Origin of the sequence: Paraburkholderia caffeinilytica, from assembly GCF_046030355.1 — a bacterium.
GTDB lineage: Bacteria > Pseudomonadota > Gammaproteobacteria > Burkholderiales > Burkholderiaceae > Paraburkholderia > Paraburkholderia caffeinilytica_B.
Map to the genome: position 1 here is coordinate 156,602 of NZ_JAQQCQ010000011.1, position 22,320 is coordinate 178,921.

At 61.6% G+C, this 22,320-nt stretch carries 15 protein-coding genes; 12 read left to right on the forward strand and 3 right to left on the reverse strand.

The features are described 5' to 3' along the window. Positions 1 to 47 precede the first annotated feature (47 nt). Complete coding sequence (locus PQQ95_RS18485) at positions 48 to 482, forward strand: cupin domain-containing protein (RefSeq protein ID WP_153142139.1); 435 nt, start codon at positions 48 to 50, stop codon at positions 480 to 482. A 1-nt stretch (position 483) separates the two neighbouring features. Here the strand turns inward: PQQ95_RS18485 and PQQ95_RS18490 are convergent, their stop codons facing one another. After that, the gene (locus PQQ95_RS18490) at positions 484 to 1,944 is read right to left on the reverse strand and encodes a polyhydroxyalkanoate depolymerase (RefSeq protein ID WP_408438957.1); all 1,461 of its coding nucleotides are present in this window, start codon (positions 1,942 to 1,944) and stop codon (positions 484 to 486) included. A gap of 219 nt (positions 1,945 to 2,163) precedes the next feature. On the opposite strand from PQQ95_RS18490, the gene PQQ95_RS18495 reads away from it, so the two are divergent. After that, positions 2,164 to 2,817, forward strand: a complete 654-nt coding sequence (locus PQQ95_RS18495) for a glutathione S-transferase family protein (RefSeq protein ID WP_408438959.1) — start codon at positions 2,164 to 2,166, stop codon at positions 2,815 to 2,817. A 113-nt stretch (positions 2,818 to 2,930) separates the two neighbouring features. On the opposite strand, the gene PQQ95_RS18500 is transcribed toward PQQ95_RS18495, so the two are convergent. Continuing rightward, positions 2,931 to 5,240: a heavy metal translocating P-type ATPase gene (locus PQQ95_RS18500; protein ID WP_408438960.1), complete on the reverse strand. Its 2,310-nt coding sequence runs from the start codon at positions 5,238 to 5,240 to the stop codon at positions 2,931 to 2,933. Between the two features lie 365 nt (positions 5,241 to 5,605). Here PQQ95_RS18500 and PQQ95_RS18505 point away from each other — a divergent pair, with 365 nt between their 5' ends. Continuing rightward, positions 5,606 to 7,021 carry a DUF1254 domain-containing protein gene (locus tag PQQ95_RS18505; RefSeq protein WP_408438962.1) on the forward strand — a complete coding sequence of 472 codons (1,416 nt, stop codon included), beginning with the start codon at positions 5,606 to 5,608 and terminating at the stop codon, positions 7,019 to 7,021. A 312-nt stretch (positions 7,022 to 7,333) separates the two neighbouring features. Next, on the forward strand, positions 7,334 to 11,143 hold the full coding sequence (locus tag PQQ95_RS18510) for a DUF748 domain-containing protein (protein ID WP_408438964.1): 3,810 nt from the start codon (positions 7,334 to 7,336) through the stop codon (positions 11,141 to 11,143). Between the two features lie 9 nt (positions 11,144 to 11,152). Here PQQ95_RS18510 and pdxR read toward each other — a convergent pair whose 3' ends face one another. Then, positions 11,153 to 12,706, reverse strand: coding sequence for a MocR-like pyridoxine biosynthesis transcription factor PdxR (gene pdxR / locus PQQ95_RS18515; RefSeq protein WP_408438966.1), 1,554 nt, complete (start codon positions 12,704 to 12,706; stop codon positions 11,153 to 11,155). A 130-nt stretch (positions 12,707 to 12,836) separates the two neighbouring features. Between pdxR and PQQ95_RS18520 the strand changes: the two genes are divergently transcribed. The 8 genes from PQQ95_RS18520 to PQQ95_RS18555 all read left to right on the forward strand — a co-directional run bounded on the left by PQQ95_RS18520 (position 12,837) and on the right by PQQ95_RS18555 (position 22,274). Then, positions 12,837 to 13,934, forward strand: a complete 1,098-nt coding sequence (locus PQQ95_RS18520; RefSeq protein ID WP_175049712.1) for an ABC transporter ATP-binding protein — start codon at positions 12,837 to 12,839, stop codon at positions 13,932 to 13,934. 115 nt (positions 13,935 to 14,049) lie between these two features. Continuing rightward, complete coding sequence (locus PQQ95_RS18525; protein ID WP_408438968.1) at positions 14,050 to 15,099, forward strand: ABC transporter substrate-binding protein; 1,050 nt, start codon at positions 14,050 to 14,052, stop codon at positions 15,097 to 15,099. Positions 15,100 to 15,233: 134 nt separating this feature from the next. Further along, entirely contained in the window at positions 15,234 to 16,502 is a 1,269-nt protein-coding gene (locus tag PQQ95_RS18530; RefSeq protein WP_408439122.1) for an ABC transporter permease, read from the forward strand. Between the two features lie 24 nt (positions 16,503 to 16,526). Then, entirely contained in the window at positions 16,527 to 17,366 is an 840-nt protein-coding gene (locus tag PQQ95_RS18535) for an ABC transporter permease (protein ID WP_169487987.1), read from the forward strand. A 144-nt stretch (positions 17,367 to 17,510) separates the two neighbouring features. Further along, entirely contained in the window at positions 17,511 to 18,572 is a 1,062-nt protein-coding gene (locus PQQ95_RS18540; protein ID WP_408438970.1) for an OmpA family protein, read from the forward strand. Positions 18,573 to 18,876: 304 nt separating this feature from the next. Continuing rightward, positions 18,877 to 19,512, forward strand: coding sequence for a response regulator (locus PQQ95_RS18545; RefSeq protein WP_408438971.1), 636 nt, complete (start codon positions 18,877 to 18,879; stop codon positions 19,510 to 19,512). Positions 19,513 to 19,875: 363 nt separating this feature from the next. Then, a complete protein-coding gene (locus tag PQQ95_RS18550; protein WP_408438973.1) occupies positions 19,876 to 21,243 on the forward strand; it encodes a sensor histidine kinase in 1,368 nt (455 codons plus the stop codon). Further along, complete coding sequence (locus tag PQQ95_RS18555) at positions 21,240 to 22,274, forward strand: hypothetical protein (protein WP_408438975.1); 1,035 nt, start codon at positions 21,240 to 21,242, stop codon at positions 22,272 to 22,274. Before PQQ95_RS18550 ends, PQQ95_RS18555 begins: the two co-directional genes overlap by 4 nt. Positions 22,275 to 22,320 lie beyond the last annotated feature (46 nt).

Sequence of the window (22,320 nt, forward strand, 5' to 3'; positions counted from 1 at the left end):
CCAACGCGTCGTTTTCAACTGCCGGCTCACTCAAGAGGAGCGCGATCATGTCCACCGAATTCGCTACGCAGTTCAGCCATATCCGTCCGCAAGACACGTCCTACGTGGATCAGGGCCTACGCGACTTTTTTCTATACCGCGATTTAGGCATCGCGCAGGCAACCGGCGGCAAGGTGCTCGCGCAACTCGTCAAGGCGAATCACGCACCAGAGCAAGGCACCGGTTGGCACCGTCATGAGGCCGATTTCCACATTGTGATCATGTTGAAGGGCTGGGCGCGCTTCATGTACGGCGACAAGGAGACGCTCGTCGCCGCCGGCGATTGCGTGCATCAGGCGCCGGGCATCGTCCACTATCTGTTCGATTACTCTGAAGATATGGAGTACATCGAGATCGTCTCGCCGGCCGATTTCAAGTCGATCGAAGTCGAAGGTCCGTGCGAAGTGCCGGCCGTGCAGCCATGGAAGAGCGCGGTGGCCTGACTCACGATTGTGTCGCGGGCGGCCGCCGGCGCGGCGCCCGTGACGCCTGCTGAGGCTTGGCGACGCCGCCGGAGCTAACTGCGCCCGGCGAGCCAGTGGCCGCTGCTGCTGCAGAACCGACCTCTACACCGACCACCGCCGCTGCGGCCGGCGCTGCCGCCATAACCTCAGTCGCCGCGGCCACCGATACCGGCTGAATCGTTCGCGCCCGGGAACTCACCAGCACCGCGCGCGGTTCGTTGTCGTAAATCACGGCCCGCACGCGTGGGTAGATCTGCCGCTCCCAGCGATGCCCATTGAACACGCCATAGTGCCCCACACCCGTCTGCACATGATGTGTCTTCAGATACGGCCTCAACTTGTCGCACATATCCTGCGCAGCGAGCGTTTGCCCGACCGCGCAGATATCGTCCTTCTCACCCTCCACGGTCAGCAGTGCAGTACGTCGAATCTTCGAAGGCTCCACAAGCCGCCCCTTCACCTCGAGTTCATTTAACGGCAGCGCATGCCGCTGAAAAACTGTATCGACCGTCTCCAGATAAAAATCCGCCGTCAGGTCCATCGTGGCGAAATACTCTTCATAGAAGGTGTGGATCGTATCGGCCTTCGCCGGATCGCCTTTGGCGCGCTCGTAATACATGGTCTCGAACGAGTCGAGATGGCGGTTGAGATTCATCGACATGAACGCGGTCAGTTGCACGAAGCCGGGATACACGCGACGGTGCGCGCCCGCAAAACCGAACGGCACCGCGCTGATCAGGTTCTGCTCGAACCACTCGAGCGGCTTGCTTTTGGCCAGTTCGTTGACGCGCGTCGGGTTGATGCGCGTGTCGAGCGGGCCGGCCATCAGCGTCATGCTGGCGGGTTGCGCGGGGTTGTCGTCGGCGGCCATTAGCGCGACGGCGGCCAATGCGGCGACCGTCGGCTGACACACTGCCAGCAAATGCGCGCCCGGTCCGATCGTTTCGGTGAAATCGATCACATGCTGCACATATTCGTCGAAACCGAAGCGCCCCTGGCTCAGCGGCACATCACGCGGGTTGTGCCAATCGGTGATGTAAACATCGTGCTCGGCCAGCATCGTGCGTACGGTGCCGCGCAGCAGCGTCGCGAAATGGCCGGACATCGGCGCGATCACCAGCACGCGCGGCTGCGGATGCGAAAGCGTGGTGTCTTTACGGAGATGCAACAGCGAACAGAACGGCGTATGCGCGGCGACTTCCTCGACGATCTGTACGGATTTGCCTTCCGCCACCACGCTATCGATGCCGAACGGCGGTCTGACAGGCGTGAGTCCAGCGAGTGTCAACAACTCGCAGGCCGCGCGTATCGAGCGTCCATGCGACGTGTCGCCGAACGCGGGCCAGGCGTCGAGCGAATGATTCACCAGCGCAGCGCCGTGCCGCATCGGCAGCATCATGTCGGCGAAAGCCTGGTATGTGGGATATGCGAACAGGTTCATAACCTTCGCACGAGTGCAGGAAAGGAAGGAGCCCAAATAGAGGCAAGTCATGTGCCAATCATGCCGTCGCACTGGCGCGGCCGTCCCTGCACGTTGGCATAGCATTTGCGCGAGTCTTGGGGGCGGGCTGAATTTGCCGCGCTTTGGTGCGTCCGCGCACGACAACGTGCATGTGCATCGTCAGGCGTCGGACGAACGCCTCATCTGGAGGAGAATCGTATGGCGAATACCACGCTCACCATCAGCAGCAAGAATTATTCGTCGTGGTCGCTGCGCGGCTGGCTGCTGACCAAATTCAGCGGCCTGCCATTCGAAGAGATCGTGATGCCGATCGACGATCCCGCCGCGCGCGCCGAATTGCTGCTGCTATCACCGTCGATTCTGGTGCCGTGTCTCTTTCATGACGGCATCAAGATCTGGGACACGCTGGCGATTGCCGAATATCTGAATGAGGTGAAGCCGGAAGCCGCGCTGCTGCCGAAAGATATCCGCGCGCGAGCGCATTGCCGCTCGATTTGCGGCGAGATGCATTCGGGTTTTGGTTCGCTGCGCTCCGCGTTGCCGATGAACCTGAAAGCGCATTTTCCGGGCTTCAAGGTGTGGGCGCGGGCGCAATCGGACATCGACCGCATCGTGACGATCTGGAGCGAGTGCCTGAAGCAGTATGGCGGCCCGTTTCTGTTCGGCGAGCTCAGTGCGGCGGACGCGATGTACGCGCCGGTGGTGACGCGTTTCGTGACCTACGACGTCAAGCTGGATCCGGAAATTGTCGACTATGGGCAGCGCATCATGGCGCTGCCCGAAATGCAGCAATGGATCGCGGACGCGCAGCAGGAGGTGGAGGAAATCGACGAACTGGACGTGGAGTTTTGATGAAATTGCGTGGCGCTGTTAGTGTTGCCGCCACGCTCACGCCAGGCTAACTTCCGCCGTGATCGCGCGTACCTGGCCTCTTCCACGATATTGCCCGTCACCCCGCCAATGCATCACCGAGCCGACGCGCCGCGCCAGGTGCGCAGCAGCAACGCATTGGTGACGACGCTTACGCTTGAAAACGCCATCGCCGCGCCGGCCAGCATCGGGTTCAACAAGCCGAAAGCGGCAAGCGGAATGCCGATCAGGTTGTAGACGAACGCCCAGAACAGGTTCTGCTGGATCTTGCGCCAGGTCTTGCGCGAAATGTCGATGGCGTCGGCCACCAATGCCGGGTCGCCGCGCATCAGCGTGATGCCGGCCGCCTGCATCGCGACGTCCGTGCCGGTCGCCATTGCGATACCGATGTCGGCGGCTGCGAGCGCGGGGGCGTCGTTGATGCCGTCGCCCACCATCGCGACGATGCCGGCGCTGCGGATCTTCAGGTCGCGAATGACACGGGCCTTGTCGTCGGGCAGCACTTCGGCGTGGAATTCGTCGATGCCGAGTGCCAGGGCGACGCTCGACGCGCTGCCGGGGTTGTCGCCGGTAACGAGCACGCTTTTGATGCCCATCTGGGCAAGCCGTTCGACGGCCGCGCGGGCGGTCGGCTTGACGGTGTCGCCGAAGGCGATCAGTGCGAGTGCGGCGGGCGCAAGCGGCGCGCGCTGCATCAGCCAGGAAACCGTGTTGCCGGCGGCTTCCAGCTGTTTGGCGCGCTCGGCGAGTTGCGGCGTCAGCGGGATGCCGAGTTCGTTGAGCCAGCGCGTGCTGCCGAGCGCCAGGGTGCGGCCCTCGACGTCGGCTTCCACGCCACGGCCGGGCACCGCGCGTGCGGCGCTGGCCGTGGGTGTCGGAACTTGCGATGCCGCCGCGACCGGCGACGCCACTTCATACGCCTTCACCACGGCCCGCGCCAACGGATGATCGCTCTGTTGCTGCACGGCCGCTGCGAGCGCCAACGCTTCGTCGCGCCCCATGCCGCCGATCGCCTCGAACGCTGTCACCGACGGTTGCCCAAGTGTCAGCGTGCCGGTTTTGTCGAACGCGACGATATTCACCCGATGCGCGGTTTCCAATGCCTCGGCGTCCTTGATCAGCACACCGCGCCGCGCCGCGACCCCGGTGCCGGCCATGATGGCGGCGGGCGTCGCCAGTCCGAGCGCGCACGGGCAGGCGATCACCAACACGGCGACCGCATTCAGAATCGCGGTTTCGCCACCCGCGCCCGCGATCAGCCAGCCCACCAGGGTGAGCGCAGCAATCGCCAGAATCGCCGGTACGAAGATTTCGCTGACGCGGTCGACCAGACGTTGGATCGGCGCCTTCTCGGCCTGCGCGCTTTCCACGAGGCGAATGATTCGCGCGAGGGTGGTCTCCGCGCCGATCGCGGTGGTCGTCACCGCAATCGCGCCTTCACCGTTGATCGACCCGGCGGTGACCGGATCGGCCAGTTGCTTCGGCACTGGCAGGCTTTCGCCCGTAATCAGCGACTCGTCGATATGGGTGCGGCCTTCGAGTACCGCGCCGTCGACCGGCACGCGTTCTCCGGGACGCACGATCACCACCGTGCCGACCCGCACTTGCGCGAGCGGTACTTCGCGTTCGTCCGTGCCGACGCGGATCCGCGCGCGGTCGGGGCGGAGTGCATTGAGCGCGCGGATCGCATCCGTAGTCTGGCGCTTGGCGCGCGCTTCGAGCCACTTGCCGAAACGCACCAGCGTAATCACGACCGCCGACGCTTCGAAATACAGATGTGTCATGTCGCCCGGATGGGTCGCCAGTTCGTAGACGCTGATTCCATAGGCCGCCGACGTGCCGAGCGCCACCAGCAAGTCCATGTTGCCGGCGCCGGCCCGGACCGCACGGTAGGCCGCGCGATAGAAGCGTGCGCCGAATACGAACTGCACGATCGAGGCGAGAGCGAATTGCAGCCAGGGGGACAGCATGGCGTGCAAGCCGAACCATTCACCGACCATCGGCAGGACGAGTGGCAGCGTCAACACGGCGGAAGCGAGCACGGCCGCCAGTTCGCGGCGCGTCTGGTTGTGTTTGTCGGCGGCGGCGGAGGTGGGAGTGGCATTTCCTGCCGCCGATGCCGGCGCGTCCGGCGGTGCGATCAACGTCGCCTCGTAGCCCGCTTTCTTGACCGCGGCGATCAACGCGTCGGGCGTGGTGCCTGCGGCGGGCGCCACGTCGCCAAGATTGACGGTTGCCGTCTCGGTCGCCAGATTCACCGACACGCCGGTGACGCCCGGCACCTTCGCGAGCGCCTTCTCCACGCGCATCGCGCACGAGGCGCAAGTCATCCCGCCGATGTCGAGTTCGGTGGTTCTGGAGGGTGGTGCGTCCGCGGGACGCAGCGGTGTGGCAAGTTCGGTCATGGCAGGCAGGCTCGTCGCGGCATTGGGCCGCATCATGAACCCAGTATCGACCTTCCCATGATGGGAAGGTCAAGGGTGTTTTTGGTGGCACGCCTGGCCGGCCCGTCAGGTGATGATCAGCCAGGCAAGAACCTGCGCGGGAGTGACAAAAATTGACAACCGCACGTTATATGGTGTCCTCGCGCGCATTACCCGGCGCTATTCCTGCCTTTGCGCTTGCCTGGTGAGCAAGGATACGATACAACCCGATGTTGTCGGAATCGCGAGCCGCGACCTGGCTGCGCTGGGCTTAGGGAGGCCACGCAAACAGATTCCTCTGCGCACCGACGCCTCCCTTAGGACCGCACGTTCTGCCACCTGAACGAATGATAAAAAATCGCCAAGAACTGTTTTCGTTTCACTGGACCTGCGCATCGTTCGCAGGCCTCGCATTTCTAGCTGGTTGTGCGTCGACGCCGTCCACGACGCAAAAAACCAACAGCTGGATCAAGGACGAAGTCGCCGATTCATACGTATTCGGCTATCCGCTGGTGCTGATGGGCCTCGCGCGCGACGCGGCGGTCGGCACCGATCCCGGCCAGGCGCCGATCAATACGCTGCGCCACGCGCAGGCCTTGCCGCCGATCGGCGCAGCCAACCCGTTGCAGCCGAGTCTCGATACGTTTGATTCGACTGGCTGGCTGGACGTCGGCAGCGAGCCGGTTATCGTCTCGCTGCCTGACTCGCACGGCCGCTATGTCGACGCCCGCGTGCTCGACATGTGGACCAACGTCGTCTGGTCGACCAGTTCGCAATTCGCCACCCGCGCCTCAGGTATCAAGTCGCAGACGATTGCGTTCGTCGGCGCGGGTTGGCAGGGCGATTTGCCCAAGGGCGTGAAGCGCGTCGACGTGCCGACCCGCAATGCGTGGGTGAGCGTGCGCATTCAGTCGAACGGCACCCGCGATCTGACGGCGGTGCGCAAGCTGCAGCGCGCCATTCGCGTCGCGCCGCTGAGCGTCTACGCGGGCAACACGCGCTCGGCATCCATTACGCCGCCGAGCAGCAATGCTGCCGATGCCGCGGCCGTTTCCGGCGCGCCGGCCGCGCAAGTCGCCGCGCTCGATGCGAACGGCTTCTTCAGCCGGCTCGCGCAGGCGTTGCCGGACAACCCGCCGACGCCGGCCGATCCTCATGCGCTGAAGATCCTTTCGGATTTCGGCGTGACGCCTGGCGATCCGGTGCAACTGCCGAACGCACCCGAAGCAATTGCCGCGGGCCTGGCCGACGGCCACCAGCGCGTCGTGACACCGCCGTCCAACCTGCTGACCGGCAACGGTTGGAGCTGGTTCGGCGACGGCGTGGGCAACTACGGCCCCGACTATGCCATGCGCGCTTACGCCGCGGTGACCCAGCCGGGCATCGGCACGAAGGACGATGAAGTGCGCGCGGTCGTCACTCAGGACAGCGACGGTCATGCTCTCAACGGCGCAAACCGCTACGTGATCCATTTCGCACCGAACCAGCTGCCGCCGGTGCGCGGTTTCTGGTCGATTACCGCCTACACGAAGGACGGCGCGTTAGGGGAAAGCGCGCCGGCGCGTCTCGCGGTCGGCGATCGCAACGGCGCTCGCCGCAATCGCGACGGTTCGCTTGACGTGACGGTGTCGTCAACGCGCGGCAAGAGTGGCAACTGGTTGCCGGCGCCGCGCGCCGATTTGCAACTGGTGCTGCGTTTGTATGCACCGAAGCCGCAAGCGACCGACGGCAGCTGGCAACCGCCGGCCGTCGTGCGCCAGTGAGTTGCATCGATGAAATTCGCCGTTGAAATGTCTCGGCGAAGTGGGGTGGCGCAGTGCCTCAGTGAAGCGTCTCAATGACGTTCCTCAAGTGGCTCAAGGCTGTGCGTCACTGCTGTGACAACAAGATAGGAGCGGCGCATAAATCAGCCCATGTCCGCCGCTTCGTGCCGGCGGACATGCGGTGCTGCAGCGTGAAACAATGTGTAAGCCACGGCTTACATTTCTATCCCGCGTAAGATTCACCACTTATACTGCCGCTTGCGGGATTTTCGTTTCGCGGCGGGCTTGTCGCCGCATTACCCAAGACCGAGCATGGCAAGCCTCAATAAAGCATCAATCGCCTCTTCCATGCAGACCGTGCGCGATGTCGCGCAGTCACGCCGCACCCGGCGTGTCATCACGGGTCTGCTGATCTTCCTCGTATTGTTCGGTCTGCTGGGCTTTTTCGCGGCACCGCCGTTGATTCGACACATTGCCGAGCAGCAACTCAGCAAGCAACTCGACCGGCCCGCTACGATCGGCCGCATCGCGCTCAATCCCTACACGCTCAAGCTCGAAGCCGATCGCGTGCATATTGGCGAGCGTGGCGGCGCGGGCGACTTTGTCGATATTTCGCGGCTCATCGTGAAGCCGTCGTGGAGCTCGCTGTTTCGTGGCGCGCCGATCGTCGACGAAGTGCAACTCGATTCACCCCGCTTTCATATCGTTCGCTACGATGCGCAGCGCTTCAATTTCACCGACCTGATCGAGAAATTCTCGAAGCAGCCGGCTAAGCCCGATAGCAAGCCGACGCTATTCTCGGTATCGAACATTCGCCTCGAAAACGGCCAGATCACGTTCGACGACAAACTGCTCGGTGCAACGCACGTGATCGATCAATGGAAGCTCGGCATTCCGTTCATCGCTACGCTGCCTTCGAAAACGGATATCTTTGTCGAGCCGTTGCTGCGCGCGCGTATCGACGGCAGTCCGCTGGCGATTGACGGCAAGACCAAGCCATTTGCCACGTCGCGCGAATCGGAAGTGTCGCTGCGCTTCGACGGGCTCGACGTGCCGCAGCTCATGTCCTACGCGCCGACCAAACTGCCCGTTATTGTGCAGAGCGGCAAGCTGTCCACCGATCTCAAGCTCAACTTTGTCGTGTCCAACGACGCACCTTCGTTGCGCGTGGCGGGCACCGTCGATCTGAACGACGTGGACGTGCGCGATCAGGGTAAGGCGCCGTTCTTTGCGGCGCATGCGGTGCATGTGGCGGCCGGCACGCTGGAGCCGTTGAAGAGCCTGTATCACTTCGACGATATCCGCATCGACGCGCCGAGCGCCAATCTTGCGCGTGACAAAGACGGCGTGTTGAGTGTCGAGCGGATGTTCGCACCTGCGCCTGCTGCGGAGACTTCTACATCGGCGTCTGCTTCTGCACCGGCGGCCGCTTCGACCGCGACTACGACCGCCGAAAACGCGGCGAGCGCGCCCGTCGTTACATCCGGTGCAAGCACCACGGACAAGAGCGCACCGCCTCTCGACCTGTCGATCAAGCGTTTCGTACTCAACGACGGCACCGTGAACATTCACGATGAAGCCGCCTCGCGTCCGATCGACGTTGGCCTGCAAAAACTGGCTGTCACGCTAACCGATTTTTCGACGCTCGCCACGGCGCCCGCACACTACACGCTGAACACCGACTTCAAGGACGGCGGCGGTTCGCTCGGCGCAGCGGGCGCGTTCGGCCTCGTCGCGAAGACGGCCAGTTCGAAGCTCGATCTGAAGTCATTGAAGTTGCCGTTGTTGCAACCTTATCTCGATACCGCGACCGCCGCGCAGGTGGTGGACGGTGCGCTATCCGCCACTGCGAACGTCGGCGCGAACTGGTCGAAATCGCCGACCGCTGTCATGGTTACCGACACCCAACTTGATCTGCAATCGCTCAAACTCGCGGCGCGCGGCAGCAAGGATCCGGTTGTCTCGCTTGCGCAAGGGCAGGTGACGGTCAAGCAGGTGGATGTGGTGGGACGTACGGCCGATATTACCGGCGTCGACACGACCGGCCTGGTGATCAATGCACAGAGACTGAAAGACGGCAGTATCGACCTCGCCGCGCTCGCCGGTCCGCATCAGGCCGAGCAGCAGCGCACGGCGATTCATGCGGTCAAGAAGGCGCAGGAGCAGGGCCCTGCCTGGCACTACAAGATCGGCGAACTCAACCTGAAAGACGCCACCGCGAATTTCACCGACAACACCACGCCGCGACCGGTGAAGCTGAGCGTGACGCCGCTGCAACTGAAGGTGCAGCAGATCAGCGACGATCTGGGCAAGCCGCTGCCGATCGATCTGCAAGCCACGCTCAACAAGAAAGGCACGCTCGGCGTAAAAGGCAACGTCACGGCGACGCCGCTCAAGGTGGCCGTCAAGGTAAATGCCAACCGGCTGGATGCGGCGGCCTTCGAACCGTACTTCGGCAACAAGCTGAATGCGTTGATCGCGAGCGCGTTGCTCAACGCGACCGGCGATCTCGCGCTCAGTCAGACGAAGGCGCTCAAAGCGACCTACCGCGGCGACGTGGCGCTGGTCGACGTGCGGATGCTCGACAAGGCGACGTCCGACCCGTTCGCGGGATGGGGTTCGCTCGCATTGACCAACCTGAAGGCCGACTACGACGAGCACGGCACGGTAGTCGATGCGGGGCGTGTCACGTTCACGAAGTTCTATGGGCGTGTGCTGCTCGATGCGCAAGGCAAGCTGAATCTCAAGGACGTGGTGGCGCAGCAAAGCGGCGCCGCGCAATCGCTGACACGCGACAAGAGCGGCGCCGAGCCGGTGCCGTTGACGCCGCAAGCGGCCTCGTTGCCTGAGGTGGCGTCCGCGCCTGTTCCGGCTTCTTCCGCAACGCCAGCAACCCCGGCCACGGTTACCGCCGCAACGCCGCCGCAAAGCCCCGTTAAGTTGCACTTCGGCCAACTGGTGCTGCAACAGGGCCGCGTGACCTACACCGACAACTTTATCAAACCGAACTTCACGGCGAACCTGGTCGGCATCCAGGGCACGGTCGGCGCGTTCGGCACTCAATCGACCACACCCGCGCCCGTGGACATTGCCGCGAAGCTGGCGGCCAATGGCCCGCTGTCGATTCGTGGCACGGTCAATCCGCTCATCGCGAAGCCGGCGCTCGATTTGACGGCGAGCGCGCACGATATCGAACTCACCAACCTCACGCCGTATTCGGCGAAATACGCCGGGTATCCGATTACCAAGGGCAAGCTGAACGTCGATCTGCATTACAAGCTCGATAACGATCAGTTGAACGCGAACAATCATATTTTTATCGATCAGCTCACGTTCGGCGATCACGTCGAGAACGATACAGCGACCAAGCTGCCGGTGCGTCTCGCGATCTCGCTGCTGAAAAATTCGCGCGGTGAAATCGACGTGAATCTGCCGGTATCGGGATCGTTGTCGAATCCGGAGTTCAGCATCGGCGGCCTCATCTGGCATGCGGTGCTCAATCTGCTGCAGAAGGCTGTCACCGCCCCGTTCTCGCTGATCGCCAATGCCTTTGGCGGCAATGGCGAGGAATTAGGCTACGTCGAATTCGAACCGGGGTCGGCGAAGCTGTCCGACGCTGCGGACAAGAAGCTCGACACCATCGTGAAAGCGCTGGCCGACAAGAGTTCGATCCGTATCGATCTGATTGGCCGCGTCGATCCGGCCGTCGACGAACCCGGTTTGCGCACGCAGTACGTTGAACGCCAGGTCAAACAGCAGAAGATCAAAGACGTGGTGGGCAACGGCGAAAGCGTCGATTTGTCGACGGTCACCGTGGATCCTAAGGAATACGACAAGTATCTGACCAAGGCCTATAAGTCGGGCGACTTCAAGAAGCCGCGTAATTTTGTCGGCTTGACCAAGGGCCTGCCGGACGATGAGATGAAGGCCGCGTTGGCCGCCAACGCGCCGATCAACGACGCCAGCTTGCGCGATCTCGCGCAGCAGCGGGCGCAAGCCGTGCAGCAGTATTTCGAAGGTAAGATCGACAGCAGCCGCGTGTTTATCGTCGCGCCGAAGCTGAATGCGGATGGCATCAAGGACAAGGGCGCCACGACGCGGGTGGACTTCGGGCTAAAGTGACGCGCGCAGTTAAGCGGCGCGCGTCGGTGCTTTCTTTAACGCCGTCTGCTCGATGACCCGCGCGAGCGTGTCGAATGCCGGACCGATCTTTTCGTTCGCCACGCACGCGTATCCCAGCAATAGTCCGCGCCGTGCGGGCGTCTCGCTGCTGTAGTAAGCGGCGAGCGGCCGCACGATCACACCGGCATCGTAAGCGGCTGCCGTGACCGCGCGATCGTTCGCATGATCGGGCAGGCCGAGCACCAGGTGCAGACCGGCCTCGTCACCCATCACCGGCAATTCGCTGCCGAAACGCGCGGTGATGGCGTCGATCAGAATCTGCCGCCGCTCGCCGTAGAGCGCGCGCATACGGCGAACATGTGACGTGAGATGGCCGTCCATAATGAAGTCGGTCATGACCGCCTGCTGCATCAATTGTCCCTCGCGATACAGTTCGGCCACGCCCGTGCGGAACGTATCCACCAGGTGTTCCGGCGCGATCATGTAGCCGATCCGCAAACCCGGGAACAGCATCTTTCCCAGGCTGCCCACGTAGATCACCTGCCCGGCGTCGTCGAGTCCTTGCAGCGATGCGAGCGGCCGGCTGCCGTAGCGGAACTCGCTGTCGTAGTCGTCCTCGATGATCCACACGTTGTGCTGGCGCGCGTACTCGAGCAACGTGCGGCGGCGCGCGAGACTCATCACCATACCGAGCGGATACTGATGCGACGGCGTGACGAGCGCGAGGCGCGGCGGCTGTTGCAAATCCTGTTCGCGCGGGTTGAGGCCTTCTGCGTCAACCGGTACGGGCACCAACGTGATCCCCGACGATTGCAGCACGCTGCGCGCGCCCCAATAGCACGGTTCTTCCACCCACGCGCGATCGCCGACGTCGGTCAATAGACGCACCGCAAGATCGATCGACTGATGAATGCCCGTCGTGATGATGATCTGATCGGGCGTGCAATTCACCGAGCGCGCGACGCGCAGGTAGTCGGACAACGCGCGCCTCAACGGCCGATACCCGCCGCCCGGCGCGTAGGTCAGCAGATCGGGATTGGCCTCTTTCCACAATCTGGCTTGCAGGCGGCTCCATGTGCGCGCCGGAAACTCGGCGACATCGGGCACGCCCGGCATGAACGCCCCCCACTGTTTGGCGGACACGCCAGCCTGATCGATCAGCCTGCGTCCGCGGGTGGAGAGGTCGCTTGCATCGCGTTTTGGAGGCTTCGTTATCTCGAGGGCTGGCTTGGCGTTGTCCGTATCGATGCTCGCCACTACCGGCTTCTTGCGCGTATTCACCGCCGCAGTGTCCGGCCGCGTGTCGGCGACATAGGTGCCGCTGCCGGTGGTCGAGATCACATAGCCTTCGGCAGTCAACTGATCGTAGACGTGCAGCACCGTATTGCGCGCGATGCCGAGGTCTTCGGCGAGCGTGCGCGAACTCGGCAGCTTGGTGCCGGGCGGCAACTGGCCGGTCAGGATGGCCTGCTGCATCAGCCGCAACGTTTGTCTGTAAACCGGTTCGGCGGCCGAGCGGTCGAGCCGCGCGGCAAGCCAGTCCGACAAGATCACTGTGTCCAAGTGGTTCTATCCGGAATAATGAAATGGTTCCATATTGTAGAACCGTAAGGGACTATAGTGAGCCACGCAATTAATGCAATCCCGCTGTTTTGTCGCGGGGACCAGCCGGACCGCAGAGGAGACTAGTGCGATGAAAACCGATGACGTGATCGTCAGCTTTCGAGGCGTGCGCAAGACATACGACGGCGAAACGCTGGTCGTCAAACAACTCGATCTGGATATCTACCAGGGTGAATTCCTGACGCTGCTCGGACCTTCGGGATCAGGGAAAACCACATGTCTGATGATGCTGGCGGGTTTTGAATTCCCCACCGGCGGCGAAATCTGGCTCGACGGCACGCTGCTCAATACCGTGCCGCCGCACAAGCGCAACATCGGCATGGTGTTTCAGAACTACGCGCTGTTTCCGCATCTGACGGTCGAGCAGAACGTCGCGTATCCGCTCACGGTGCGCAAACTCTCGGCGGAGGAGCGTGCGCATCGCACGAATAACGCACTGAAGATGGTGCGCATGGAGAGCTTCGCGAAGCGTTATCCAGCGCAGCTTTCCGGCGGCCAGCAGCAACGCATTGCTTTGGCGCGGGCGCTGGTGTTCGAGCCGAAACTGGTGTTGATGGACGAGCCGCTCGGCGCACTCGACAAGCAGTTGCGCGAACACATGCAGTACGAACTTAAATCATTGCACGAGAAGCTGGGCGTGACGTTCGTTTACGTCACGCACGACCAAGGTGAGGCGCTGACTATGTCCGACCGTGTCGCCGTGTTCGATAAAGGCATCGTGCAGCAACTCGATACCGTCGACCGTCTGTACGAATCCCCTTGCAACGAGTTCGTCGCGAACTTCATCGGCGACAGCAACAAGCTGCGCGGCACGATTGCGAACGTCGACGGCGAGTACTGCGAGTTTCATCTGATTGACGGCACGCGACTCACGGGACGCAATATCGGTGGCGCGCGGGCGGGCACGCCGGCGGTCGCTTGCATCCGGCCCGAGCGCATGAAGCTCGCCAACGGCGTGTCACGGCCCGGCGCTAACGCGCTGAGCGGCGAAGCGCGCGGGCTGATCTATTTCGGCGACCACGTGCGCATGCGCTGCGGCCTGCCGGAACAGGACGAATGTTTCGTCAAGGTGCCGCTCGGCACCGACGCACTCGAAACCTTCGCGCCTGGCGCGCCGGTGGCGCTGGAGTTTGCGCCTGAGCATCTGCGGGTGTTTGCAGGGGCGTGAGGTCGTGTGAGGCGTAGGGAGTTCACCGCAGGAAAAAAGGCAGTTCACGTAGCAGCACATAACAAGTCGCACTGTACTTAGCTTGAAGTACACCACCAAAGGAGAGCAACACACCATGAGCAAGATCGGGAAATCGCGCTGCGCCATCGCTGTCGGTGCTGTGGCGCTCGCGCTGGGCGCCGCGCAAGTCAATGCAGCCGAACTGACAGTCGTCAATTTCGGCGGCGCGAATGGCGACGCGCAAAAGGTCGCCTTCAACCAGCCGTTCGAAACGCAAACCAGCAATAAGGTCACCGCCGTCGAATACAACGGTGAGCAGGCCAAAGTGAAAGCGATGGTCGAAGCGAAGCATGTGAACTGGGACGTGGTGGAGGTGGAATCGGGCGACATCGGCCGTGGTTGTGACGAAGGGCTGTACGAGAAGCTCGACTGGTCGAAGATCGGCAAGAAGTCCGATCTGATCCCGGAAGCGCCGCAGACCTGCGGTGTGGGCTTTTTCGTGTGGTCGACGGCACTCGCCTATAACGCCGACAAGCTGAAAACCGCACCGACCGGCTGGGCCGATTTCTGGGACGTGAAGAAATTCCCGGGCAAGCGCGCAATGCGCAAGGGCGCGCGCTACAACCTGGAATTCGCCTTGATGGCCGACGGTGTGCCGCCGAAGGACGTCTATAAGGTCCTCGCCACCAAGGAAGGGCAGGATCGCGCGTTCAAGAAGCTCGACGAACTGAAGCCGAATATCCAGTGGTGGGAAGCGGGCGCACAGCCGCCGCAATTCCTCGTCGCGGGCGACGTGGTGATGTCCACCGCGTACAACGGCCGTATCGACGCCGCACAGCGGGAAGGCAAGAACCTGAAGGTGGTGTGGAACGGCAGCATTTACGACCTCGACTATTGGGCGATTCCGAAGGGCACGCCGAACAAGGCGTTGGCTGAGAAGTACATCGCCTATTCGATTTCGTCGAAACCGCAGCAGGACTATGCGCACAACATCGCGTACGGTCCGGTGAACGTGGCGGCTATCAAGTCGCTCGATCCGAAGACGCTCGCGAATTTGCCGAATTCGCCGGCTAACGGCAAGAACGCCGTGCTGCAGAATCTCGCGTTCTGGACCGATCATGGCGATGAGCTGGAACAGCGTTTTTCGTCGTGGGCTTCGAAGTAATTAACCATGTGAGAGACGGCGCGGCTTTACTTTGAGTGAAGCCGCGCTGGTTCGATGCAATGTGACGTGTGCGCAGATCCGATCGATGTGCGCGCACGGGCTGGTGCATGGGATAGGAGACGGGTGTGACTAGCATGACGATTTCCGCTGATTCGACGCCCGAGTCGAGCGTAAGGCTCAAGCGTGAACTGAAGGCCGCAGAGGCGAAGAAGCGCGCCATGGCGCTCCTGCTGATTGCGCCGCTCGCTATTTTTCTACTGCTGATTTTTGTCGTGCCGATTGGTGCGTTGTTGACGCGCGCCGCGCAGAATCCTGAAGTGGTCAACGCATTGCCGCACACGCTCAGCGCGTTGAGCGCCTGGGACCGTAAGGCGCCGCCTCCTGACGCTGCTTACGTCGCGTTGGCGACCGATCTCGCCGCGATTGCGGATAGCGACGGCATGGGTGCGCTGGCTCGGCGGCTGAACGTTGAGATTCCGGGTTATCGCTCGCTAGTCGCGAAGTCCGCGCGCGCGATGCCATTCGTCGACGACAACAACAAGCCATTGACGCTGACACCCGCGCAAATGCACGCCAAGTTCGTCGAACTCGACGAACGCTGGAACGACGTGGCCTACTGGCAAGCAATCGCGAAGAACGCTGGCGCGTACTCGCCGTTCTATCTGCTGGCCTCTTTAGACCATAAGCAGGACGCGTTCGGTCACATCAAGGAAACCGATCCCGACCAGCAGATCTATCTGCACGTGTTCAGCCGCACGTTCGTGATCGGCGCGGCCGTTACGTTTTTCGCACTGCTGCTCGGCTACCCGCTCGCTTACTGGATCTCGACGCTGTCCGATCGTCGCGCGAATCTGGTGATGATTCTCGTGCTGATTCCGTTCTGGACGTCGATCCTGGTGCGCGTTGCAGCATGGATCGTGATTTTGCAAAGCGAAGGGCTGGTGAACAAAGCACTTATCGCGAGTGGCCTGCTGCATGATCCGCTGTCGCTGCTGTTCAACCGCACCGGTGTGTACATTTCGATGACGCATATTCTGCTGCCCTTCATGATCCTGCCGTTATACAGCGTGATGAAGTCGATCCCGCCGACGTATCAGCGCGCCGCGATCTCGCTCGGCAGTCACCCGTTCGCGGCTTTCTGGCGCGTGTATGTGCCGCAGACGTATCCGGGCATCGGTGCGGGCGCTTTGCTGGTGTTCATTCTGGCGATCGGCTACTACATCACGCCGGCTCTGCTCGGCGGCCCGAACGATCAAATGGTCAGCTATTACGTCGCGTACTTCACCAACGTGACGATCAACTGGGGTATGGCGTGTGCGCTCGGCGGTTTGCTGCTCGCCGCGACGCTCGTGCTGTATGTCATCTATGGACGCTTCACGCGTTCTTCACTGAGCCTCGGCTGATCGCCTGAACGGAGCTTACTCGCGATGAAACTTGCCAAGCCCCTGTTTGCGCCGCATACGTCTTTAGTTGAACGTGTGTGGTACTTCGCGTTGCGCGCGCTTGCTGTGTTGACGCTGCTGTATCTGATTTTGCCGGTGCTGGCGATCGTGCCGCTGTCGTTTTCATCGAGCACGTTTCTGGTGTACCCGATTCCGGGGTGGTCACTGCGCTGGTATCAGAACCTGATCGCATCCGACGAATGGCGCATGGCCGCGAAGAATAGCTTTATCGTGGCGCCCTCCGCTACGGTGGTCGCGACCGTGCTCGGCACGTTGGCCGCAATCGGCCTGACCAAGGCGAACTTCCGCGGCAAGGCGCTGCTGATGGCGATCCTGATTTCGCCGATGATCGTGCCGGTGGTGGTGGTCGGTGTCGGCATGTATTTGTTCTTTGCGCCGCTTGGATTGGCCAATACGTATATCGGGCTGATTCTTGCGCACGCGTCGCTGGGCGTACCGTTTGTCGTGACGACGGTGGCGGCGACCTTGCAGGGCTTCAATTACAACCTGGTGCGGGCCAGTTTGTCGTTGGGTGCGAATCCGGTGACGACGTTTTTTCGCATTACTCTGCCGGTGATTGCACCGGGTGTGATTTCGGGTGCGCTGTTCGCGTTCGCGACCTCATTCGATGAAGTCGTGGTGACGCTGTTCCTGGCCGGCGCAGATCAAACGACGTTGCCGCGGCAGATGTTCACGGGCATCCGTGAGAACATCAGCCCGACGATTGCAGCATTGGCGACGATTCTGATTGTGTTTTCCACTTGCCTGTTGCTCGCGCTGGAGTGGTTGCGCGGAAGGAATGCGGCGCGGGCGGTGAAGGCGTGAGATGGGCCTTTCCAGCGTTTGACGTGGCTTTCCCCAAAGCCACAATTTTCTGACGTCATTCTAGGAATCTTCCCATTCCCCCGCTATCTGCGTCTCTTCATACTCCAGCCATCTTGAAGAAGATGCGCTCGACGCAGAAAATGAATGAAACTCCAGCTAACGATCCTCGCATGCGCGCTGGCCTTGTCAGGTTGCGCGGGCCACGCCGCGCGTGAACGGCTTGGTATTGAAGATGCCACCGTATTGACATCCGGCATCGGCGCCGTACAAAACGAGGCCGCAGGCGCGGCCAACGGACAATGGGTCGACACCTATGCTCCGATTATCAGCAGCCGCACGGCACTTGAGTCTTTGCAACGGCGGCTCGACCAGGTGCCGGGCGAAAAGAACGGCTATTTCCACGCGAAGGCGCAATGCTGGTTAGACGCCGGCCAACAGGCGCGCCAGGGTAATGATCACTGGGGCTTCGTTGAGGAAGCGATCGGTCAGGCCGCAATGATCACGATGGGCCTTGAAAGCGGTACACCATTGTCCGCGGCTAACCCGGCGTTGCGCACGGTGTCCACCGTACGCCCCGATTTGTGGAAGATTGTTAACACCATCAAGTCTGATCCTGCCATCGCGGAATGTCCTGAGGCGCAACGGCCTCTCGCCTGTGCCGAAGTTGAACTGATGCAAGCCGGGCATGACGCATGGATGCGAAGTTTTTCCACGGCGGAGAAGCGCCTGCCGGAGATCCAGAACAACTTGAGAAAATCCGCGGAAACGGCCTTGCAATGCGAGCAGGTTAAGCAGACGCCAGCACAGGTAGCCGTGACGCAGGTACCTCAAAAGATAACCCTACGAGCGGACTCTCTGTTCCGCTTCGACGGCGGCAATGAAGCCGCGATCCTGCCGGCCGGCAAGCAACGTCTCGATGACGTGGTGACTGGCCTGAAGAAAGCTCCCGCAATACGCCAGTTGAAGATCACGGGCTACGCCGATCGCCTTGGCAGCGATGCATATAATCAAAGCCTGTCTTTGCAGCGTGCACAGACGGTGGAGAAGTACTTGAGCAAGCACGGCGTGACATTGCCGATTACTGCGCGGGGGCAGGGTAGTGCGAATCAGCTGGTGACCTGCCAGCAAACAAATCGCGATGAACTGGTGCGATGCCTGGCGCCGAACCGGCGGGTCGAGATCGAATTTGTGCTCACTGCGCCATAGCGTGCTCATGTGCCAAGAATGACCGTCGGTATCAACGAATGCCGACGTCGTGCAGCTGGTCGACATGTCGACCAGCCTGCGTTGTATCCCGGCTCGCTACGGGCCCTTTAATTTTAATTCCCTGCAGTCTCCCGCCATGAGGTGGGGACGCATTTGCACGCGTATCGGACGGAAATACTTGCTGATGTCTTGTTTTTTCGAACTCAAGATATACGCGATTTCGACCTGACTGATGCGGCTTTCAGGGCTTACAAATAGTAAGCGTCATCGTAGGAACGGGATGCTTTCATGAGGAATGCAATATATGTCTACTATTCTGGTTATCGACGATCATCCCGCGTTTCGGTTGGTCATCAAGATGCAGCTGATGCAACTGCTCGGCGTTGAAGATGTGATCGAAGCGGACAACGGACAGACCGCTGTCGAAATGGCCCGGCAACATACGCCGAAACTTGCAATTCTGGATCTGGATATTCCTCGCATAAGCGGCCTCGACGTGATTCCGCGTCTCAAGCTCGCCCATCCCGCGATGCGCGTATTGGTGCTGTCAGGACAGGACCCCGCTACCTTCGCGCCGCGGGCGATGCGCTCGGGTGTGCACGGTTTCGTCGGCAAGTCGCAGGAGATGAAGGAAATCATGCGCGGCATCGAGGCCGTGCTGGCCGGCTATACGGTGTTTCCCGTGACGGCCAGCGGTACAGGTATCGGACCGAGCGCTAACGGGGCAAATGAAGAAGAAAGACTGACGTTGTTGTCCGATAAGGAGCTCGTGATTCTGCAGATGCTTTCTAAAGGTATGTCGAACAAGGCGATCGGCGATGCGTTGTTTATGAGCGATAAGACGGTCAGTACGTACAAGAGCCGCATCCAGGAAAAACTTGGGCTGTCGTCGTTGGCCGCGCTGATCGAGTTTGCTTCATTGCACCGACTGATCGACTGAGTTTTGCAGGCTATGAATAAGATGAGCTTGCCGGGTTCTTCCGGCGGCGTGCGCGGCGGTGCACGGCGTTACGCCCACCGTTTCTCTCGCAGTGCGGGACTTACATCGATCCGTTTTGCCACGGTGCTTGGCGGTCTCTGCGCTTTTGCGCTGCTGTGCATGCTCTCGTTACGCGCCAACGCAGCACCATTAGTCGACGGCGCTCCGCTCGCACTGCGCGCCGACGATTCGCGTCCGGCCGTAGTACTGGCTGCACGCGACGCAGTAGGACAACTCGGGCAACCGCCCCGCGATCTTTATTCGCGCGACGAAGCGGTCGCTGGTGCCTCCTTTGCACTCGCTACAAATGATAGCCATCGCTTTTTGGGTCAACCGGCGATGGGCGCAAATGATGCCGCGATCGAACGGCAAACCTGGCTGTTAGCGCTTGCGGCTCCCGCAGTCGTTGCGCTCGCCGGCGCGTGCCTGTCGCGCGCTGCACTGAGCCGCGCCGCCGAAAAACATCAATACGCGGAAGACGAATGGAAACGTCGGTGCGATGCGGCCGAAGCGCGCGAGCAGGCCGCACGCGTCGCGGCATCCGGCCATGCGAGCGTCGCCGCGAATCAGGAGCGGCTCTGGTTGCTCGGCGCAATGCGGCTCTATGCGGAAGCGCCGGCAATGGCCGTGGCGGGTATGCTTGAATCGCTCGAAGCGGAAATCACGCCGCCTACCCAACGCTCAAAGATGCGGGTGATCCAATCTGCAGTGCGCACGTGGTCCCAAACGCTTCGCGACTTGCTGGATGTTTCATCACTGGAGTCGCGCAGCTTCGTTCTCGATGAAGGCGTGACCAATTTGCGTGAGCTTGTCGACGGCGTTATCGCGCTGTTGTCCCCGTCGGCGACTCAGCGGGATTTACGCTTAAGTTCGAGCATTGATCAAACGGTCGCTGAGTGGATTCTCGCTGATAGTGATCGGCTCGGTCAGTTGTTCTTTCACCTGCTAAGCCGTACGGTCCAAGCCAGCACACGTGGAGAGATTGCCCTCGTCGTGCGGGCGGAGCCGTTGAATACCGGCACGCAGCGTATTTTTGTCAGTGTGACGGATGCCGGCGCAGAAGCTGCACATGCCGCTCAACTGCAACTTTTCGGGCGAAGCATTCGTGAACCGCTTGCGGAAGCGCGGGTTAGCGATGTTGATATTTGCTTACCGCTCTGCCAGATACTTGCGCAGCGTATGCAAGGCGAGCTCTCAATCGCGAGCGGCTCAGATTCCGGCATTCGTGCGAGCTTCAGTGCGCCATTCACTGTCGACCAACAGTGGCCAGCCGCAAAGCCCGCAAGTGACGCGCAGGCGCCTCTGTTCGCCCATGCCGCACAGTCGCAGGAAACTGCCGTGGGTGGCCCATCTGAACCCTTCGAGCAACGTTATCTCGATGCACTGTCCGAAGAAGGTATCGATATCCCGACATTTCTAAGCGGTTGGCGCCATTCGATGGACGACGATCTAAAGCGCCTGAGTGAATTGAGTCGCGCCCGCGATCATGACGGACAGCGCACGTTGCTGCACCGATTGAGCGGAGCCGTAGGTCTGGTTGGCGCGCACAGTCTGATGGAAGCGCTGCGTCGCGCCAGCACCGTGCCACGGGAACACGAAACCGGTTCAATCGAAGTGCTCTCGGAGCGCGCTCGGACCTTGGTCACGCAACTGGACACAGAAATCCCGCCACACCGGAGCACATTGCGATGAATCGACCGCTGGCTTTGATCGAAGGCGATCTGGCGTTTCCGAAGCCGCAGCCATTCGATGGCTTGCCGCCACCTTTCGGCTTGCGACGACAGGCGGCGTGGAACCCAGCGCAGCGCGAACCTCAGCTCGCAGTAAAAACCACAGCACAAACCGCAGCGCAACAGGCGATTCAGGACGCGGTGCAACGCAAGCCGCAACCCGCGCGGACGAGTCCGTTTCCCCCGGGCGTGAAGCACATCCTGTTTTACAAGATCCCGCCGCAACGCACGGATCCTCATCGTTTCGATGCGGAGTTGGCCGAGGCGAAGCGCTACCTCGAGATGGGCAAGGCCCGGTGGCGTTCGTCGCGCTCGGACCACGTGCTCGCGGCGTCGATTTTTGCCGGCTGCACGATCGCGCTCACGTGGTTGCTGGTCACATGCTCAATGAAGGATGCGGAGAAGGCGAAAGCGGTGTCCGCGGCGCCGCCGGTTCTGTCGGCAGCGAATCCGCGCGGCGATCATTGGAAACCGGTTGCAACAACGGCGATTGCGGATACGCAAACAGCGGCTATGGCCGGAAAAGTGCCACAGCCCGTTGTCGCTGTCGAGAATGTGGTGCCGGAGAAGGCCGCTCCGGCCTCATCAGCCGCACCTGATCACACCACACAAGTTGTGCCAAAGCAGATCGTGCAAGTTGCTTCCCATGCCGACGACAGGATCACGCCGTCCGCAAAGGCCGCGAAACGGGTCAAGGTGGCGCGGTTGAGCGGGGCTCACGTTAGCGAACGTGTCGCCTTGAGCCGCGCCGTTGGCCCGGCTACACGGCCTTCCGTATCGAAGCAACCTGAATGGATCGCGCGCGCGTCCGCTGAAGGGGACACCTTCGACAAGGCCGCGTTGCTCAACTGGGCCACGCAGCAGCGCGCGCATGTCACCACACGTGCCACTGTGCCGGTACCGGGCGATGTCGACTGGAACGCCCGCATGACCCAACGCCGGATTACCGACAACCCCGAGGCCTTCCGCGCATCAGGTACGCCGCAGAAATAAAAAAAGCCCGGCCAAAGCCGGGCTTCTAAAGTCGGCTGCGTCCTCC

What these genes read in the sequence shown, in the direction of transcription:
- PQQ95_RS18505 (WP_408438962.1), top strand. Translation starts at nt 5,606, where the DNA reads ATGATAAAAAATCGCCAAGAACTGTTTTCGTTTCACTGGACCTGCGCA.
- PQQ95_RS18510 (WP_408438964.1), top strand. Translation starts at nt 7,334, where the DNA reads ATGGCAAGCCTCAATAAAGCATCAATCGCCTCTTCCATGCAGACCGTG.
- PQQ95_RS18490 (WP_408438957.1), bottom strand. Translation starts at nt 1,944, where the DNA reads ATGAACCTGTTCGCATATCCCACATACCAGGCTTTCGCCGACATGATG.
- PQQ95_RS18530 (WP_408439122.1), top strand. Translation starts at nt 15,234, where the DNA reads ATGACGATTTCCGCTGATTCGACGCCCGAGTCGAGCGTAAGGCTCAAG.
- PQQ95_RS18485 (WP_153142139.1), top strand. Translation starts at nt 48, where the DNA reads ATGTCCACCGAATTCGCTACGCAGTTCAGCCATATCCGTCCGCAAGAC.
- PQQ95_RS18495 (WP_408438959.1), top strand. Translation starts at nt 2,164, where the DNA reads ATGGCGAATACCACGCTCACCATCAGCAGCAAGAATTATTCGTCGTGG.
- PQQ95_RS18540 (WP_408438970.1), top strand. Translation starts at nt 17,511, where the DNA reads ATGAAACTCCAGCTAACGATCCTCGCATGCGCGCTGGCCTTGTCAGGT.
- PQQ95_RS18545 (WP_408438971.1), top strand. Translation starts at nt 18,877, where the DNA reads ATGTCTACTATTCTGGTTATCGACGATCATCCCGCGTTTCGGTTGGTC.
- PQQ95_RS18525 (WP_408438968.1), top strand. Translation starts at nt 14,050, where the DNA reads ATGAGCAAGATCGGGAAATCGCGCTGCGCCATCGCTGTCGGTGCTGTG.
- PQQ95_RS18520 (WP_175049712.1), top strand. Translation starts at nt 12,837, where the DNA reads ATGAAAACCGATGACGTGATCGTCAGCTTTCGAGGCGTGCGCAAGACA.
- PQQ95_RS18500 (WP_408438960.1), bottom strand. Translation starts at nt 5,240, where the DNA reads ATGACCGAACTTGCCACACCGCTGCGTCCCGCGGACGCACCACCCTCC.
- PQQ95_RS18535 (WP_169487987.1), top strand. Translation starts at nt 16,527, where the DNA reads ATGAAACTTGCCAAGCCCCTGTTTGCGCCGCATACGTCTTTAGTTGAA.
- PQQ95_RS18555 (WP_408438975.1), top strand. Translation starts at nt 21,240, where the DNA reads ATGAATCGACCGCTGGCTTTGATCGAAGGCGATCTGGCGTTTCCGAAG.